Genomic DNA, 15180 nt, shown 5'->3' on the forward strand with positions numbered 1-15180 from the left:
TCAGCCGGACCGCCGCCAGGTCCACTCCGTCTCGTGCCCGCGGCCCCCGGCGTCAAGCCTCCGGTCGATCTCGTCGCGCCACGTGATGAGCCCGAAGGGAGGCAATCGCCGGCCCGCGCCGTCGCGCGCCACGAGGTCGGGCGTGCCCCACGCGGTGTCGAGGTCCTCGCCCGCGGCGTCCCCGACGTCGGTGTCGTCCCGCACGATCGCCAGGCGGAAGCCGGCGTGCCGCAGCAGGGTCTCGACCTTGTCGACGCTCAGGCTGCCGCCGTGCCGTTCTGCGCGGTTGATGCTCGGCTGGCTCCAGCCGAGGTCGGCCGCGAGGTCCCGCTGGCTCAGCTGCCTGACCCGTCGATGGCGGCGGCTCACCAGACCGATCCGGTCCCCGATGCCCAACTGTGCGCGGCGCCGCTGCAGATCGTCCGTGGGTAGTCGGGAGGTCGGTCCGGGCAGCTCCGGGAAGAACCGCACCCTGGGCGGCGGGAGCTCTGGCCACAGCAGGCAGTCGAGGCAGTCCTCGCATCCTCCGGCGCCCAGCTCGTCGCACCAGGCGCACGGAACCGGGCAGATGATCTGGTCGCCGTCGTCCCCGGTGATGCCGTCTGCGTGGGCCGTGAGGTCGTCGTCCATGCTGCATCGTGGCCCGCGCGATGGGCTCCGGCCGCGGCCCGGCGGGAGATGTGGACGACGGGGGCGACTCCGTCGGGGGGTGTGGACACGCGCTCCCGCTATCTGCGCCGCCCGGGCCGGCGAGGGGGGTGTCGGTGAGGTCCTGAGGGAGTCGACTCGGCCCTACGGCCCTGACTCGTGCGATGAATCATCGACTGACTTATCGAGCGGCAGGGCTCCCCGACGCGTCGCCCCGCCCGTCGGCCGATTCGTCGGCCGTCGCGCCCGGGACCCGTGATTCACCGGACGAGTCAGCGGCGTAGTCGGCCGACAAGGGGCACGGGATGGCAGAGGCCGAGGGCCGTGCGCCGTGATTCATCGGACGAGTCAGCGGCGTAGGTGGCCGCCGAGGGGGCACCGGTGGCTGGGCCGGGTCCTCGTCCCGTGGCGAAGGGGCGGTCGTAGGGTGGCGGCATGCCGACCTTGGACCTGACCGCCGACGTCGTGACCCTCACCCAGCAGCTGTGCGACATCGAGTCCGTGAGCCACGACGAGGCGGCCATCGCCGACGCGATCGAGGCGGCGCTGCGCCCCCTTCGTCATCTCGAGGTGATCCGGCGGGGCAACACCGTCATCGCGCGCACCGACCTCGGACGGGACGAGCGGGTGGTCCTCGCGGGGCACATCGACACGGTGCCGCTCACGAGCGACCCGGCCAACCTCCCGACCCGGCGCGAGCAGGTCGGCGGCGTCGACGTGCTCTGGGGGCGAGGCACCGTCGACATGAAGGGTGGCGTCGCCGTCCAGCTCAAGGCGGCGCTGGTCGAGGAGCCGAGCCGCGACATCACCTTCCTCTTCTACGAGGCCGAGGAGGTCGACGCGGTCTACAACGGCCTGCAGCTGCTCGCCGAGTCCGACCCCGACCTGCTGGCGGCCGACTTCGCGGTCCTGCTCGAGCCGACCAACGCGGCCGTCGAGGGCGGGTGCAAGGGCACGATGCGCGTCGAGGTGGTCACCAAGGGCATCGCCGCCCACTCCGCCCGCCCGTGGAACGGCCACAACGCCATCCACGACGCCCACGAGGTCCTCGCCGCCCTGGCCGCCCACGAGGAGCAGACCGTGACGGTCGACGGGCTCGACTACCACGAGGCGCTCCAGGCCGTCGGCATCAGCGGCGGCATCGCCGGCAATGTCATCCCCGACAGCTGCAGCATCCTGATCAACTACCGCTTCAGCCCGGACAAGGACACCGAGGCGGCGCTCGCCTACGTCCAGACCGTGCTGCCCGGCCGCGAGCTGCACCTGCGTGACGTCGCCGAGGGGGCCAGGCCGGGGCTCGACCTGCCGGCGGCACAGGCCTTCGTCGCGGCCCTCGACGTGCCCGTGGGCCCCAAGGAGGGCTGGACCGACGTGGCTCGTTTCTCCGCGCTGGGCATCCCGGCGGTCAACTTCGGCCCCGGCGACCCCAACCTCGCCCACCACGACGAGGAGCGCTGCCCGGTCGAGCAGATCGAGACGGCGGAGGCCGCGGTCCTCCGGTGGCTCGCGTAGGGTCGCTGACGTGACTGATCAGGGGAAGCAGCCGGCGTCCGACCGCTGGTACCACAAGGGCCCGGTCCTCATGCGCGGCCGCCAGGTGCCCAAGTCCACGACCGACCAGCGACTGCTCGACGACCGCGGCCACGCCGACTGGCTGCACACCGACCCGTGGCGGGTGCTGCGGATCCAGGCCGAGTTCGTCGAGGGCTTCGGTGCGCTCGCCGAGCTCGGACCGGCCGTGAGCATCTTCGGCAGCGCCCGCACCCCCGCCGACTCGCCCCGCTATGCGCAGGGCATCGAGCTCGGCCGCCTCGTCGCCGAGGCCGGCTACGCCGTCATCACCGGCGGCGGTCCCGGTGCCATGGAGGCGGCCAACCGCGGGGCCAGGGAGGCCGGCGGCACGAGCGTCGGCCTCGGGATCGAGCTGCCCTTCGAGGCGGGCCTGAACCCCTACTGCGACCTCGGCATCAACTTCCGCTACTTCTTCGCCCGCAAGACGATGTTCGTCAAGTACAGCGAGGGCTTCGTCGTCCTCCCCGGCGGCTTCGGCACCCTCGACGAGGTCTTCGAGGCGGTCACCCTCGCGCAGACGGGCAAGGTGACGAGCTTCCCGATCGTGCTCATCGGCACCGACTACTGGCGGGGACTCATCGACTGGCTGCGGGGCTCGGTGCTCGAGGGCGGCATGATCAGCCCCGCCGACATCGACCGCCTCTACGTCACCGACGACCTCGTCGACGCCGTCGAGTACCTCAAGGCGGAGTCCGAGCGGGTGCGGCCCGAGACCGCCAAGCAGCCGGAGTAGCCGTGGTCTGGATCTTCTTCGTCCTCGTCGCACTGCTCGTCGTCGTCGCCATCGCCGCGGCGGTCACCGGGCGGATCACCCCGGACCCGATGGCCGAGGCGGTCTCGTCCGCGCCCGACCCGGGCCTGCCGTCGGGTGACTTCCGGGCCGAGGACGTCGACGCCGTCCGCTTCGACACCGCGCTGCGCGGCTACCGCATGGACCAGGTCGACGACGTCCTCGACCGGCTGCAGCAGCGCATCGCCGAGCTCGAGTCGGCGCGCGAGGCGGCCCGCACCGATGACGGCGCGCACCACGACTGAGGCAGCGCTGGCCCACCCGGTCCGCTCGCTCCTGGTGATCTACGCGCTCTCGCGTCTCGTCGCCGTCCTGGGGCTGTGGGTCGCGGCCCGCTGGTACCAGACGCCGGCGGGGGTCGGGCACCTCGAGCCGGGGCTGGCCGACATGTTCCGCCTGTGGGACACGCAGTGGTACCACCGGATCGTCACCGGGGGCTACCCGATCCCGCTGCCGGCCGACCCCGAGACCGGCGAGATCACCTACAGCGCCTGGGCCTTCTTCCCGCTCTTCCCGGCGCTCGTCCGGCTGGTCATGTACTCCGGCATCGGGTTCACCGCGTCGGCGGTGGCCCTCAACCTCGTCCTCGGCGCCGCCGCGACGCTCCTCGTGTGGAAGGTCCTGAGTTTCCCCGGTCACGCCGACAGCCAGCCCGCCCGGGAGCGGCTCGCCTTCGTCGCCGCCGCCCTGTGGTGCTTCTACCCGGCGACCGGCGTCATGGTCCTGCCCTACACCGAGGCCCTGGCCGCCGTCCTCATCGCCGCAGCACTGCTCATGCTCATGCGCGGCCGCTACCTCGTGGTGGCCGGCATCGCGCTGCTCCTCGGCTTCACCCGCGGGGTCGCGGCGCCGCTGGGCGTGGCCGTGCTCGCCCACCTGTGGCTGCGTTGGCGCGATGACCGCGAGGCGGGGGTCACCCCCTTCGGCCACGACCGGCTGCGGATCGCGACCATGCTCCTCGCCACCGGACTGTCGGGCATCGCCTGGCCGCTCACCGTCGGCTGGCTCTCCGGGCTGCCCGACGCCTTCTTCCGGGTGCAGGCGGCGTGGGGGCAGCGCCCCGACGAGGGGCCCTTCGTCCTGTGGTTCAGCTGGGCCTGGGAGCAGCGCGGCCTGCTCGCCGTCGTCGTCATGGTCTCGCTCGTCGGGACCTACATCGCGCTCGTCCTCGGCCGGCACGGACGCTGGATCCCGCTCGAGGTGCGCATGTGGGCGCTGGTCTACCCGCTGTACCTCTTCGCGGTGGTGCGGCCGATCACGAGCATGTGGCGCTTCCTCCTGCTCGACTTCCCGATCGCGGCCCTCCTGGCGTCGGTCGTCATGCGCACCTCGACCGGCGGTCGGGTCGTCCCGCACTGGCGCCGCCGCGCCGTCGTCGTGCTCGGCGTCCTCGTCATCGGGGTGCTCACGTGGTCGTGCGCGCTGCTGCCCTACGTGCCCTGGCACGTCACGCCGCCGTGACCCACGGCGATTAGGCCGAGCGCGCTCCACAGGTGGATAATGGGGGCCAGCGTCGGCGCGACTGCGCCGCCCGACCGGTGAGGCACCGGTCGGTGTTGATCGAAGGGAACGCACATGGCGGCAATGAAGCCACGCACGGGGGATGGTCCTCTCGAGGTCGTCAAGGAGGGTCGCGGCATCGTCCTGCGCATGCCCCTGGAGGGCGGTGGGCGTCTCGTCGTCGAGATGAAGCCCGACGAGGTCCTCGCCCTGGGTGAGGCCATCGACAACTGCGAGGGTCTGCAGAAGTAACGCCGGTACGTGAGCCCCCGGACGCACTGCGTCCGGGGGCTCCGTCGTGCGTGGACGCCCGGATGATGACACGCACCTGTCGGCCGCCGGACTCACTGGCTACGGTGCCCGGACCATGTCGACTTGGCTCCGAGCCCACGAGGGGACCCACATGAACGCCGGATACGGACTCGCCGTCCGCTGGTCGCTGACCGATGCGCCGGGTGACGTCGCCGAGCAGCTGCGGGAGTACGTCGTCGGCACCTCGATGGCCAACTTCATGTTCCTCGACGGGTTGGCCTTCAAGACGTGGCGGATGCGCGAGGGCGAGTGGTTCGAGGGCACCTATGTCTTCGACGCCGCCAAGGACCGGGACGACTTCTGCGAGGAGTTCACCTCGAGTGCGACCGAGTCGGCCGGCTCGCGGATCATCGGCTCGGCGCCGATCGAGATCACGCCCTTCGAGGTCGTCGCCATCGCCGAGGGGCCGGCGCAGTTCCGCCGCGGCCCCGGGCCCGGCAGCCTCTGACGCGCCCGGCCCCCGGCCGGATCAGCGCTTGACGGCGGCGAACATGCCGTCGCCCACCGGCAGCAGGCTCGGGACGAGCCGCTCGTCGTCGCGCAGCTGTTTGCCCAGGTTGCGCAGCAGCACGGTCGTCGCGTCCCGCGCAGCGGGGTCGGCCACCTTGTCGTGCCAGAGCATGTTGTCCATCGCGAGGACGCCGCCGGGGCGCAGCAGCCGGATAGCGTGCTCGACATAGGTCGGGTAGCCCTCCTTGTCGGCGTCGATGTGGACCAGGTCGTAGGACGCGTCGTTCATCCGCGGCAGCACGTCGACGGCGCGACCGGTGATGACCCGGGTGCGCTGGGGGGCGATGCCGGCGGCGGCGAAGGAGCGCTTGGCCCGCAGCGCGTGCTCCGGCTCGATCTCGATCGAGGTGAGCACCCCGTCGGCGGGCATCCCGGCGAGCAGCCACAGGCCGGAGGTGCCGGCGCCGGTGCCCACCTCGACGACGTGCCGGGCCCCGCTGGCCGCGGCGAGCAGGCGAAGGGCGGCGCCTCCGCCCGTACCGATCGGCACCGCCCCGAGCTCGGTCCCGGTGCGACGTGCGGCCTCGAAGCTCTCGTCCTCGGGGACGAACTGCTCGGCGTAGGCATGGCTGTTGAGCTGGGCGGCGGTCATGGGAGTCCACCCTAGTCGGCAGTGGGCCGTCACAGACTTCCTTCAGGTTGGGGGGTGAGCATGGTCGGGTGACCAGCAGCACCGACGCCCGAGACCTTCCGGAGCAGGAGTGGGCACCGCCCACCTGGGCCGAGATCGTCGAGGAGCACAGTGCCCGCGTCTACCGGCTGGCCTACCGTCTCACCGGCAACGTGCACGACGCCGAGGACCTGACCCACGACGTCTTCGTGCGCGTCTTCCGCTCGCTCGACGGCTACACCCCCGGCACCTTCGAGGGGGTGGCTGCACCGCATCACGACCAACCTCTTCCTCGACAGGGCCCGACGCAGGCAGCGCATCCGCTTCGACGCGCTGACCGACGAGTTCGCGGCGCTGCTGCACAGCGGCACCGCCACGCCCGAGCAGGTCGTCCTCGAGCACCACCTCGACGCCGACATCCAACGCGCCCTCGACGCCCTGCCCCCGCAGTTCCGCGCGGCGGTCGTCCTGTGCGACATCGAGGGGCTGACCTACGAGGAGGTGGCGGACGCCCTCGGCATCAAGCTCGGCACCGTCCGCTCGCGGATCCACCGCGGGCGATCGCTGCTGCGCGAGAGCCTGAGCCACCGCGCCCCGTCCCCGTCGACCCGCACCGAGAGCCGCCGGCGGGGCGGTTCCGGCTTCCCGCTCGCTCGTCCGGTGACCGGCACCCTGTGAGTCGGCAGCCCCGGCGACAAGGCATGATCTACAGACATGAGCTCTCCGCACCACGGTGAGGGGGCCGCGTCCGCAGGACGCGCCCACCGAGCCGACTCCGCCGGTGCCCGCCGCCCCCGAGCCGCGGGCGGCGGCGAGCGTCGACGAGCAGCCCGGCGCATCGCACACGCAGCCGATGCCGCGGAGCCCCTACCTCCCCTTCGACAGCCTGGGCGGTGACCGGCAGCAGACCCCGAGCCCGCAGCCTCACCCGGCCCACCCGGTGGCCCAGCAGCAGGCCGGGCAGCACCTGACCACGCCGCAGCCCCAGCGTCCCCGACGCGGTCCCGGCTGGGGCGGCGCGCTGGCGCTGGCCCTCGTCGCCGCGCTCGTCGCCGGCGGGGTCGGCGGACTCGTCGGCGGCCTGGCGGACGACGACGGGGGCGGCCCGACGATCGTCCAGCGCGAGGGTGGCAGCGCCGAGCGGCCCGACGGGTCGGTCGCCGCGATCGCCGCCGACGCGGTGCCCAGCGTGGTCACCGTCCGGGTGAGCGGTGGCGGTGGCTCCGGCACCGGCTCGGGCTGGGTCTACGACGACCGTGGGCACATCGTCACCAACAACCACGTCGTCGACGCCGCCGGCGACGACGGTCGCGTGAGCATCGAGCTCACCGACGGCAGCCGCCGCGACGCCACGGTCGTCGGCAAGGACTCCTCCTACGACCTGGCCGTGCTCAAGGTCGACCCGACCGACCTGGACCCGCTCGACATCGGCCGCTCCGGTGACGTCGCCGTCGGCGACGAGGTCGTGGCCGTCGGCTCCCCGCTCGGGCTCGGCTCGACGGTCACCGCCGGCATCGTCTCGGCGCTCGAGCGGCCGGTGACGGCCGGCGAGGCGGGCGACGAGTCCTTCATCTCCGCGGTCCAGACCGACGCGGCGATCAACCCCGGCAACTCCGGCGGCCCCCTGCTCAACGGCGACGGCGACGTCATCGGCGTCAACACCGCGATCGCGCAGGTGCCCGGTCAGCAGCAGGCGAGCGGCTCGATCGGGGTGGGCTTCGCGATCCCGTCGGACGTCGTCGTGCGCACCGTCGACCAGCTCATCGCGACCGGCCGCGCGCAGCACCCGATCATCGGCGTGAGCCTCGACCGGCGCTGGGACGGCGAGGGGGCCAAGGTCCTCGAGGACGACGCCGCGCAGGGCGGCCGCGCGGTGGTCCCCGACGGCCCGGCCGACAAGGCCGGCATCGAGGCCGGCGACGTCATCACCGAGCTCGACGGACGCCGCATCACCGACCTCGACCAGCTGATCACCCGCATCCGGGCCAAGGCGGTGGGGGATAAGGTCACCCTGACGATCCGGCGTGACGGCAAGGAGCAGGAGCTGACCATGACGCTCGAAGCGGCCGAGGAGAGCTGACGATGCCCGTCCACGGGACCGAGTTCCTCGTCCTCATCGTCCTCGCCTTCATCATCCTGGGTCCCAAGCAGCTGCCCGAGTACGCCGCCAAGCTGGCGCGCTTCGTCGTCAGGGCGCGGCGGATGGCCAACGACGCCAAGGTCCAGCTCAAGGAGCAGATGGGGCCGGAGTACGACGACCTCGACTGGCGTCAGTACGACCCCCGGCAGTACGACCCGCGGCGGATCGTCAAGCAGGCGCTGCTCGAGCCGCTCGACGACGCCTTCAGCATCGACGACAAGCCGGCGGGCAGCGCGGCGTCGCGAGCGAGCACCGCTGCGGCCGAGCCCGAGTCCTCCGTCTCGGCTGTGCCCGCCGGGACCCCCTGGGACCGCGAGGCCACCTGAGCCCTGACCATGACGAAGGGGGGCGAGGAGAGTGATCTCCTCGCCCCCCTTCGTCATGGTGCGGGTGGGAGGTACCCGTGACCGCCTCTCCGGTCGGTGCCACCTCAACCCCTGTCAGCGACCAGTGGGCGTGAGGCCGAGGCTGCGGCCGGCCAGGCCACGCGAGCGGGTCGCCAGGCCGCGGGCGATGCCGCGCAGGGCGACGGCGGCGGGGCCGTCGGGGTTGGAGATCACGGCCGGGTCCCCGTGGTCGGAGCCCTCGCGCAGCGAGACGTCGAGCGGGATCTGCCCGAGCAGCGGGACGTCGGCGCCGACGGTGCGGCTCAGCGAGTCGGCGACGGTCTGACCGCCACCGGAGCCGAAGAGCTCCTGGCGCGAGCCGTCGGGCAGCTCGAGCCACGACATGTTCTCGATGACGCCGACGAGCCGCTGGTGGGTCTGCATGGCGATCGACCCGGCCCGCTCGGCGACCTCGGCCGCGGCCTGCTGCGGAGTGGTCACGACGAGGATCTCGCTGTTGGGGATCAGCTGGGCGATGGAGATCGCGATGTCACCGGTGCCCGGGGGCAGGTCGAGCAGCAGCACGTCGAGGTCGCCCCAGAAGACGTCGCCGAGGAACTGCTGGAGCGCGCGGTGGAGCATCGGGCCGCGCCAGACGACCGGCTGGTTGCCGGGGACGAACATGCCGATCGAGATGACCTTCACGTCCGAGGCGATCGGCGGCAGGATCATGTCGTCGACCTGGGTCGGCGGGTGCGTCACGCCGAGCATGCGCGGGATGGAGAAGCCGTAGATGTCGGCGTCGACGACACCGACCTTGAGGCCCTCGGCGGCCAGGGCCGCGGCGAGGTTGGCGGTGATCGAGGACTTGCCGACGCCGCCCTTGCCCGAGGCGATGGCGTAGACGCGGGTGAGCGAGCCGGGCTTGGCGAAGGGGATCTCCTTCTCCGCCTGGCCACCACGCAGGTGCGTCTTGAGCTCGGCGCGCTGCTCGTCCGTCATCACGCCGAGGGTCACCTTGACGTCGGTGACACCCTCGATCGCCGCCAGCGCCTTGGTCGTGTCGGTCGTCAGCGTGTCCTTCATCGGGCACCCGGAGACGGTGAGCAGGATGGTCGCCGTGGCGAGGCCGTCGGAGTCGACCGCGGCGGTCTCGACCATGCCGAGCTCGGTGATCGGACGACGGATCTCGGGGTCGATGACCGTGCTCAGCGCCTCGCGCAGCTGCTCATCGGTGATCGTGGGGTGCGAAGAAGCCATTGCCCCATCGTAGATCGCCCGGGAGTGTGGCCCGCGCCGCACCCGTCGAGGCAGCCGCCTCTGCCGTCGCTCCCGTCGAGGAGGCGGGGCAGTGTCTTCGGGAGCGGGTCAGGGAGAGAGCGGCTTGGGCTCGGCGACGTCGTCGCCGGGCTCCTCGCGCTGGCGCACCTCGAGCCCCTTGGTCTCCAGCTCCTCGAGCAGGTCACGCAGCTCGCTGCGGATGAAGTCACGGGTCGCGGCGTCGCGCAGGGCGATGCGCAGGGCGGCGACCTCGCGGGTGAGGTACTCGGTGTCGGCGAGGGCCCGCTCGGCCTGCACGCGGTCCTGCTCCAGGGCGACGCGGTCACGGTCGTCCTGCCGGTTCTGCGCGAGGAGGATCAGCGGGGCGGCGTAGGAGGCCTGCAGGGAGAGGATGAGCGTGAGCAGGGTGTAGTTGAGCGCCCGCGGGTCGAACTGCGCCGCCTCGGGGGCGAAGGTGTTCCACGCCAGCCAGATGACGACGAAGAGCGACATCCAGATGAGGAACCGCGGAGTGCCCATGAAGCGGGCGAACTTCTCGGAGATGACCCCGAAGGTCTCCGTCGAGAAGCTGGAGGGCTTGCGGATCAGCTGACGCCGCACCTCCTGCGGGGTGTCCACGCGGGTCGTGGTCGTGCGGCGCTCACTCATCGGTCACCTCGTGGCGCTCCTCGCGCCAGTCGTCCGGGAGGATGTGGTCGAGCACGTCGTCGACCGTGACCACGCCCAGCAGGTGCTCGGCCTCGTCGACGACGGGCGCCGAGATGAGGTTGTAGGTCGCGAGCGTGCGGGTCACCTGGCCGAGCGGTGCCTCGGGGCGAAGGGGGTCGATCGCCTTGTCGAGGTAGCGACCGATGCTCTCGTGCGGGGGCTCGCGCAGCAGACGCTGGATGTGGATCATCCCGAGGTACTTGCCCGTCGGGGTCTCCAGGGGTGGGCGGCACACGTAGGCGGTGGCGGCCAGGGCCGCGGTGATCTCCTCACGCCGCACGATGGCCAGGGCCTCGGCGACGGTGTCCTCGGGGGCCAGGACGACCGGGTCGGTCGTCATGAGACCACCAGCGGTGTTCTCGTCGTAGCTGAGCAGTCGGCGCAGCGGCTCGGCGTCGTCGGGCTTCATCAGCTGCAGCAGCGTCTCGGCCCGCTCGGGCGGCAGAACCGAGAGCAGGTCGGCCGCGTCGTCGGGGTCCATCGCCTCGAGGACGTCGGCGGCCCGGCTCTGGGTGAGCAGGCCGAGGATCTCGCCTTGGTCGTCGTCGCCGAGCTCCTGGAGGATGTCGGCCAGACGGTCGTTGTCGAGGGCGGCGATGACGGCCTCGCGACGCTCGGGGGCCAGGTCGGCGACGACCTCGGCGAGGTCGGCGACCTTGAGGTCCTCGACCGACTCGAGCAGCTTGACGGCGGAGTGCTGGGCGGCGCTCACCGAGGCCGACAAACCGGTGACGTCCTCCACCGGCACGGTGAAGGTCTCCCCCCTTCGCCGCACGAGGAGGCCACGGCGGGACTGGCGCCCACCTCGGACGAAGACCTTGGTGACGAACCAGCTGCGGTTGGCGGACTGCTCGACGCCGATGTCCTCGACGGTGGCCTCGACCTCGCCGTCGTCGGTGCGGACGGTGACCGGCCGCTCGAGCAGGTCGGCCAGGACGAGCGTCTCGGTGGCCCGCTGCTCGAAGCGGCGCATGTTGACCAGGCCGGTCGTGATGACCTGGCCGCCCTCGACCGAGGTCACCCGCGTCATCGGCACGAAGACGCGCCGCCGGCCGGGGACCTCGACGACCAGGCCGATGACCCGCGGGCGGCGGGCGGGGGAGAAGGTGACCACGACGTCGCGGACCCGGCCGACCTGGTCGCCGAGCGGGTCGAAGACGTTGAGGCTCGCCAGGCGGGCGACGAAGAACCGGGTGGGAGCACTCACGCCTGACAGCGTAACCGCGGGCGGCGAGCGTCCCGGTCAGCCTCGGGCGCCGCGCCCGCCGAGGTGCCACGGGCGGCGCACCCGGGTGGCGGCGGCGCCGGCGGTGGTCCGCTCCGCGACGCGCGCCCCGCCCTCGGGACCGGGGCTGCCGGGGGCCTGCACCGGTGTGCCGAAGGGGGAGAGGAGCCAGAGCGTGGCGCTCTCGCGCCAGCGGTCGACGAGGTCGCCGGGCGCGTTGAGCCGCTCCGCGAGCAGCGCAGCGGCGGCAGGCTCCCACCACGGGTTGCCGACGGCGATCGACTGCGCCCGGGCGCGCAGGGTGAGCAGCCGGCCACCGTCGCCCTTGCTGCGCAGGACGAGCTCGACCTGCTCGGGGAGGGGCCCGAGGTCGGCCTCGGGGCCGCCGGAGACGAGGAGTACCTGACCGGCGAGCTGGTCCTCGCCCGTGGCGAACCACGTGAGCCGCTCGCGCCCGCCCGCGCGCAGCCACAGCACGTCGGACTTCGACAGCGCCTCGGTCGTCAGGGCGGAGAGGTTGACCTCGCTCATGGCCGCAGCCTAGGTGCGTGCCCGGGTGTCGGTCGTCATATCGGCCCGCCCGGGCGCCTTGCTAGGTTGCGCGAGAACCCCCCTTCGCTCACCCGAGAGGACTCGAGCCACACATGCGCAGTGCCAAGGACTTCTTCGCCCCACTCGCCGTCGGGGCGCCTGCCCCGGCCCGCGAGGTGCCGGCGCGTCCCAGCCGGATGATCCACTTCTTCGACCCGAGCAACCCCAAGATGGCCGCCAAGGTCCCCGACATGGTCGGCGTCGCCGACGTGCTCCTGGGCAACCTCGAGGACGCCGTCGTGGCGGACAAGAAGGAGGCCGCGCGTGAGGGCCTGGTGCAGATCGCCAAGGACGTCGACTTCGGCGAGCACACCCAGCTGTGGACCCGGGTCAACGCCCTCGACAGCCCGTGGGTCCTCGACGACCTGACGACCCTCGTCACCGAGATCGGCGACAAGCTCGACGTCGTCATGGTGCCCAAGGTGCAGGGCCCCGAGGACATCCACTACGTCGACCGCCTCCTCGCGCAGCTCGAGGCCAAGGGGGGCGTGCAGCGCCCGATCATGGTCCACGCGATCCTCGAGACCGCCCGCGGCATGGCCAACGTCGAGGCCATCGCGGGTGCGAGCCCGCGCATGCAGGGCATCTCGCTCGGCCCGGCCGACCTGGCTGCCGACCGTCGGATGAAGACGACCCGCGTCGGTGGCGGCCACCCCGGCTACCTCGTGCGTCAGGACCCGACGAAGGGCGCCGACGGTGCCCCCGACTACCAGGGCCAGCGCACGATCTTCCAGCAGGATCTGTGGCACTACACGATCGCCCGCATGGTCGACGCCTGTGCGATGCACGGGATCTTCCCCTTCTACGGCCCCTTCGGCGACATCAAGGACGTCGTGGCCTGCGAGGACCAGTTCCGCAATGCCTTCCTCCTCGGGTGCGTCGGGGCGTGGAGCCTGCACCCGGTGCAGATCGACATCGCCAAGAAGGTCTTCAGCCCGAGCGCCGAGGACGTCGCCCACGCCCGCGAGGTGCGGGACGCGATGCCGAGCGGCGGTGGCGCCGTGATGATCGACGGCAAGATGGAGGACGACGCCAGCTACAAGCAGTGCATGGTCATCCTCGAGCTCGCCGAGCGCCTGTCCGCCAACGACCCCGAGCTCGCCAAGCTCTACGCGGAGGCCTGAGCCATGACCGAGAGCAGCTACACCCCCCGCCGCTCCGTCCTCTACATGCCGAGCTCCAACGCCCGTGCTCTGGACAAGGCGAAGACCCTGCCCGTCGACGCGCTGATCCTCGACCTCGAGGACGCCGTCGGGCCCGACGACAAGCCCGCCGCCCGCGAGGCCGCGTGCGCCGCGGTGCGCTCCGGCGAGTACGGCGAGCGCGAGCTGACGATCCGGGTCAACGGCATCGGCACCCAGTGGCACGACGAGGACATCGCGGCCGCCTCGCAGGCGGGCCCGCACGGCATCGTCGTGCCCAAGGTCAACACCGCCGACGAGGTGCGTCAGCTCGTCGCGGCGATGGAGGCCGCCGGCGCGCCGGGGCACACCAAGCTCTGGGCGATGATCGAGACGCCCGCCGCGATCTTCAACATCCGCGAGATCGCGCAGGCGTCCGACCGGCTCGTCACCTTCGTCATGGGCACCAACGACCTGGTCAAGGAGCTGCAGGCCGACCACGTGCCCGGCCGCGCCCCGCTCCTCACCTCGCTGTCGTGGGCGCTCCTCGCCGCGCGCGAGGCCGGCATCGCGGTCCTCGACGGCGTCTACAACGCGGTCAAGGACCTCGAGGGCTTCACGGCCGAGTGCGAGCAGGGCCGCGACATGGGCTTCGACGGCAAGACCCTCATCCACCCCGGCCAGGTCGAGGTGTGCAACTCCACCTTCGCCCCGAGCGAGGCGGCCGTGGAGGAGGCGAAGGGGGTCCTGCAGGCCTGGGAGGACGGCGCCGGCAAGGGCGTGGTGACCCACAACGGCAAGATGATCGAGAACCTCCACGTCGACATCGCGCGCCGCGTGCTCGCGACCCACGAGGCGATCGCCGCCCGCGGCTGACGCTGTATTCGAGGTCGGGGTGGATGGGGGCCGCGCTATATTTTCCTCACCAGCGCGCAACCCACCTGACGGTCCGGGCGTCTGCACGGGTACAGCGCATCCACACCAGGGGGGACACCATGGACACCATCTCTCTCGACCGCCGCGACCTCTTCCGCGGCGCCGCCGCGACCGCCGTCGCCGGTGGGCTCGTCGTCACCGCGGGTGAGGACGCCCGCGCCGCGCGGCCCGACAAGCTGCGTCAGGGCGACACCGGCTGGTGGGTCAAGAACGTGCAGAAGCGTCTGCTCGACGCCCACTTCTGGCTGCGCCAGGCCAACGGCACCTTCGACGACACCACCCAGCAGGCCGTCATGGCCCTGCAGAAGGCGCACGGACTGAGCCGCGACGGCATCGTCGGGCCGCAGACGTGGTCGGCGATCTTCAAGCCCCGCACCCCGCGCCCGCGCACCACGTCGGCCTTCGAGATCGACAAGACCCGTCAGCTGCAGATCGTCGCCCGCTGGGGCTGGGCCCAGTGGGTCTTCAACACCAGCACGGGCAACGGCGAGCGCTACTGGTCGTCCGCCTCGCGTCGCTACCTCTACGCGACGACCCCGAGCGGCACCTTCCGCTTCAACCGCGCCATCAACGGCATGCGCAATGCCCCCCTCGGGGAGCTGTGGCGTCCGCGCTACTTCAACGGCGGCATCGCGATCCACGGCTCGCCGTCGATCCCGGGCTATGCGGCGTCGCACGGCTGCGCCCGCCTGAGCAACCGCGCGATCAACTACATCTGGTGGAAGAACCTCGCGCCCATCGGGCGCGTCGTCAAGGTCTACTGACCGGTCCACCAGGGACCTTCCACCGACGGGCGAAGGGAGAGGTCAGCGCCCGCCCAAGTCCTGCGATGGCCTGCTGCCGCAGGTTGTCGTTCCTGACTTCGGCGTGATGTGCGCTGACATCTCCCTTCGTCCGTCTCTGATGACCC

The 15180-nt window shown here is 71.9% G+C and carries 17 protein-coding genes and 1 pseudogene; 12 read left to right on the top strand and 6 right to left on the bottom strand.

Going from position 1 to position 15180, the window contains the following annotated elements; all coding sequences use genetic code 11:
- Window positions 1–630 carry a helix-turn-helix domain-containing protein gene (locus tag H7A72_RS03450; RefSeq protein ID WP_185221637.1) on the bottom strand — a complete coding sequence of 210 codons (630 nt, stop codon included), beginning with the start codon at window positions 628–630 and terminating at the stop codon, window positions 1–3.
- A gap of 453 nt (window positions 631–1083) precedes the next feature.
- Here H7A72_RS03450 and dapE point away from each other — a divergent pair, with 453 nt between their 5' ends.
- The 6 genes from dapE (at window position 1084) to H7A72_RS03480 (ending at window position 5270) form a co-directional block, all read left to right on the top strand.
- Window positions 1084–2160 carry a succinyl-diaminopimelate desuccinylase gene (gene dapE, locus H7A72_RS03455; protein ID WP_185221638.1) on the top strand — a complete coding sequence of 359 codons (1077 nt, stop codon included), beginning with the start codon at window positions 1084–1086 and terminating at the stop codon, window positions 2158–2160.
- 10 nt (window positions 2161–2170) lie between these two features.
- Window positions 2171–2953: a TIGR00730 family Rossman fold protein gene (locus tag H7A72_RS03460; protein WP_185221639.1), complete on the top strand. Its 783-nt coding sequence runs from the start codon at window positions 2171–2173 to the stop codon at window positions 2951–2953.
- 2 nt (window positions 2954–2955) lie between these two features.
- On the top strand, window positions 2956–3255 hold the full coding sequence (locus H7A72_RS03465) for a DivIVA domain-containing protein (RefSeq protein WP_223277767.1): 300 nt from the start codon (window positions 2956–2958) through the stop codon (window positions 3253–3255).
- On the top strand, window positions 3233–4471 hold the full coding sequence (locus H7A72_RS03470; protein ID WP_185221640.1) for a hypothetical protein: 1239 nt from the start codon (window positions 3233–3235) through the stop codon (window positions 4469–4471). The genes H7A72_RS03465 and H7A72_RS03470 overlap by 23 nt, the downstream gene beginning before the upstream one ends.
- Before the next feature lie 114 nt (window positions 4472–4585).
- Window positions 4586–4762 carry a DUF3117 domain-containing protein gene (locus H7A72_RS03475; RefSeq protein WP_007923758.1) on the top strand — a complete coding sequence of 59 codons (177 nt, stop codon included), beginning with the start codon at window positions 4586–4588 and terminating at the stop codon, window positions 4760–4762.
- A gap of 151 nt (window positions 4763–4913) precedes the next feature.
- Window positions 4914–5270: a hypothetical protein gene (locus H7A72_RS03480; RefSeq protein WP_084450093.1), complete on the top strand. Its 357-nt coding sequence runs from the start codon at window positions 4914–4916 to the stop codon at window positions 5268–5270.
- A gap of 21 nt (window positions 5271–5291) precedes the next feature.
- Here H7A72_RS03480 and H7A72_RS03485 read toward each other — a convergent pair whose 3' ends face one another.
- Window positions 5292–5924: an O-methyltransferase gene (locus H7A72_RS03485; RefSeq protein WP_072623875.1), complete on the bottom strand. Its 633-nt coding sequence runs from the start codon at window positions 5922–5924 to the stop codon at window positions 5292–5294.
- A 68-nt stretch (window positions 5925–5992) separates the two neighbouring features.
- On the opposite strand from H7A72_RS03485, the pseudogene sigE reads away from it, so the two are divergent.
- The 3 genes and pseudogenes from sigE to H7A72_RS03500 all read left to right on the top strand — a co-directional run bounded on the left by sigE (window position 5993) and on the right by H7A72_RS03500 (window position 8408).
- Window positions 5993–6620, top strand: a pseudogene (gene sigE / locus H7A72_RS03490) (RNA polymerase sigma factor SigE).
- A 103-nt stretch (window positions 6621–6723) separates the two neighbouring features.
- Complete coding sequence (locus H7A72_RS03495; RefSeq protein ID WP_223277768.1) at window positions 6724–8022, top strand: S1C family serine protease; 1299 nt, start codon at window positions 6724–6726, stop codon at window positions 8020–8022.
- A 2-nt stretch (window positions 8023–8024) separates the two neighbouring features.
- Window positions 8025–8408, top strand: coding sequence for a hypothetical protein (locus H7A72_RS03500; RefSeq protein ID WP_072623878.1), 384 nt, complete (start codon window positions 8025–8027; stop codon window positions 8406–8408).
- A gap of 114 nt (window positions 8409–8522) precedes the next feature.
- Here H7A72_RS03500 and H7A72_RS03505 read toward each other — a convergent pair whose 3' ends face one another.
- The 4 genes from H7A72_RS03505 to H7A72_RS03520 all read right to left on the bottom strand — a co-directional run bounded on the left by H7A72_RS03505 (window position 8523) and on the right by H7A72_RS03520 (window position 12153).
- The gene (locus H7A72_RS03505; RefSeq protein WP_185221641.1) at window positions 8523–9668 is read right to left on the bottom strand and encodes an Mrp/NBP35 family ATP-binding protein; all 1146 of its coding nucleotides are present in this window, start codon (window positions 9666–9668) and stop codon (window positions 8523–8525) included.
- A 108-nt stretch (window positions 9669–9776) separates the two neighbouring features.
- Window positions 9777–10337, bottom strand: a complete 561-nt coding sequence (locus tag H7A72_RS03510) for a DUF1003 domain-containing protein (protein WP_185221642.1) — start codon at window positions 10335–10337, stop codon at window positions 9777–9779.
- Window positions 10330–11604: a magnesium transporter MgtE N-terminal domain-containing protein gene (locus H7A72_RS03515; protein ID WP_072623881.1), complete on the bottom strand. Its 1275-nt coding sequence runs from the start codon at window positions 11602–11604 to the stop codon at window positions 10330–10332. Before H7A72_RS03515 ends, H7A72_RS03510 begins: the two co-directional genes overlap by 8 nt.
- Window positions 11605–11640: 36 nt before the next feature.
- Complete coding sequence (locus H7A72_RS03520) at window positions 11641–12153, bottom strand: hypothetical protein (protein ID WP_185221643.1); 513 nt, start codon at window positions 12151–12153, stop codon at window positions 11641–11643.
- 113 nt (window positions 12154–12266) lie between these two features.
- Between H7A72_RS03520 and H7A72_RS03525 the strand changes: the two genes are divergently transcribed.
- The 3 genes from H7A72_RS03525 to H7A72_RS03535 all read left to right on the top strand — a co-directional run bounded on the left by H7A72_RS03525 (window position 12267) and on the right by H7A72_RS03535 (window position 15034).
- On the top strand, window positions 12267–13337 hold the full coding sequence (locus H7A72_RS03525; protein WP_185221644.1) for a CoA ester lyase: 1071 nt from the start codon (window positions 12267–12269) through the stop codon (window positions 13335–13337).
- Window positions 13338–13340: 3 nt separating this feature from the next.
- The gene (locus H7A72_RS03530; protein ID WP_185221645.1) at window positions 13341–14210 is read left to right on the top strand and encodes a CoA ester lyase; all 870 of its coding nucleotides are present in this window, start codon (window positions 13341–13343) and stop codon (window positions 14208–14210) included.
- 119 nt (window positions 14211–14329) lie between these two features.
- Window positions 14330–15034, top strand: coding sequence for a L,D-transpeptidase family protein (locus H7A72_RS03535; protein ID WP_185221646.1), 705 nt, complete (start codon window positions 14330–14332; stop codon window positions 15032–15034).
- Window positions 15035–15180: the final 146 nt, after the last annotated feature.

The organism is Janibacter sp. YB324 (genome assembly GCF_014217915.1).
GTDB classification, from domain to species: domain Bacteria; phylum Actinomycetota; class Actinomycetes; order Actinomycetales; family Dermatophilaceae; genus Janibacter; species Janibacter indicus.

What these genes read in the sequence shown, in the direction of transcription:
- H7A72_RS03510 (WP_185221642.1), bottom strand. Translation starts at nt 10,337, where the DNA reads ATGAGTGAGCGCCGCACGACCACGACCCGCGTGGACACCCCGCAGGAG.
- H7A72_RS03480 (WP_084450093.1), top strand. Translation starts at nt 4,914, where the DNA reads ATGAACGCCGGATACGGACTCGCCGTCCGCTGGTCGCTGACCGATGCG.
- H7A72_RS03450 (WP_185221637.1), bottom strand. Translation starts at nt 630, where the DNA reads ATGGACGACGACCTCACGGCCCACGCAGACGGCATCACCGGGGACGAC.
- dapE (WP_185221638.1), top strand. Translation starts at nt 1,084, where the DNA reads ATGCCGACCTTGGACCTGACCGCCGACGTCGTGACCCTCACCCAGCAG.
- H7A72_RS03530 (WP_185221645.1), top strand. Translation starts at nt 13,341, where the DNA reads ATGACCGAGAGCAGCTACACCCCCCGCCGCTCCGTCCTCTACATGCCG.
- H7A72_RS03475 (WP_007923758.1), top strand. Translation starts at nt 4,586, where the DNA reads ATGGCGGCAATGAAGCCACGCACGGGGGATGGTCCTCTCGAGGTCGTC.
- H7A72_RS03525 (WP_185221644.1), top strand. Translation starts at nt 12,267, where the DNA reads ATGCGCAGTGCCAAGGACTTCTTCGCCCCACTCGCCGTCGGGGCGCCT.
- H7A72_RS03485 (WP_072623875.1), bottom strand. Translation starts at nt 5,924, where the DNA reads ATGACCGCCGCCCAGCTCAACAGCCATGCCTACGCCGAGCAGTTCGTC.
- H7A72_RS03470 (WP_185221640.1), top strand. Translation starts at nt 3,233, where the DNA reads ATGACGGCGCGCACCACGACTGAGGCAGCGCTGGCCCACCCGGTCCGC.
- H7A72_RS03535 (WP_185221646.1), top strand. Translation starts at nt 14,330, where the DNA reads ATGGACACCATCTCTCTCGACCGCCGCGACCTCTTCCGCGGCGCCGCC.
- H7A72_RS03520 (WP_185221643.1), bottom strand. Translation starts at nt 12,153, where the DNA reads ATGAGCGAGGTCAACCTCTCCGCCCTGACGACCGAGGCGCTGTCGAAG.
- H7A72_RS03505 (WP_185221641.1), bottom strand. Translation starts at nt 9,668, where the DNA reads ATGGCTTCTTCGCACCCCACGATCACCGATGAGCAGCTGCGCGAGGCG.
- H7A72_RS03500 (WP_072623878.1), top strand. Translation starts at nt 8,025, where the DNA reads ATGCCCGTCCACGGGACCGAGTTCCTCGTCCTCATCGTCCTCGCCTTC.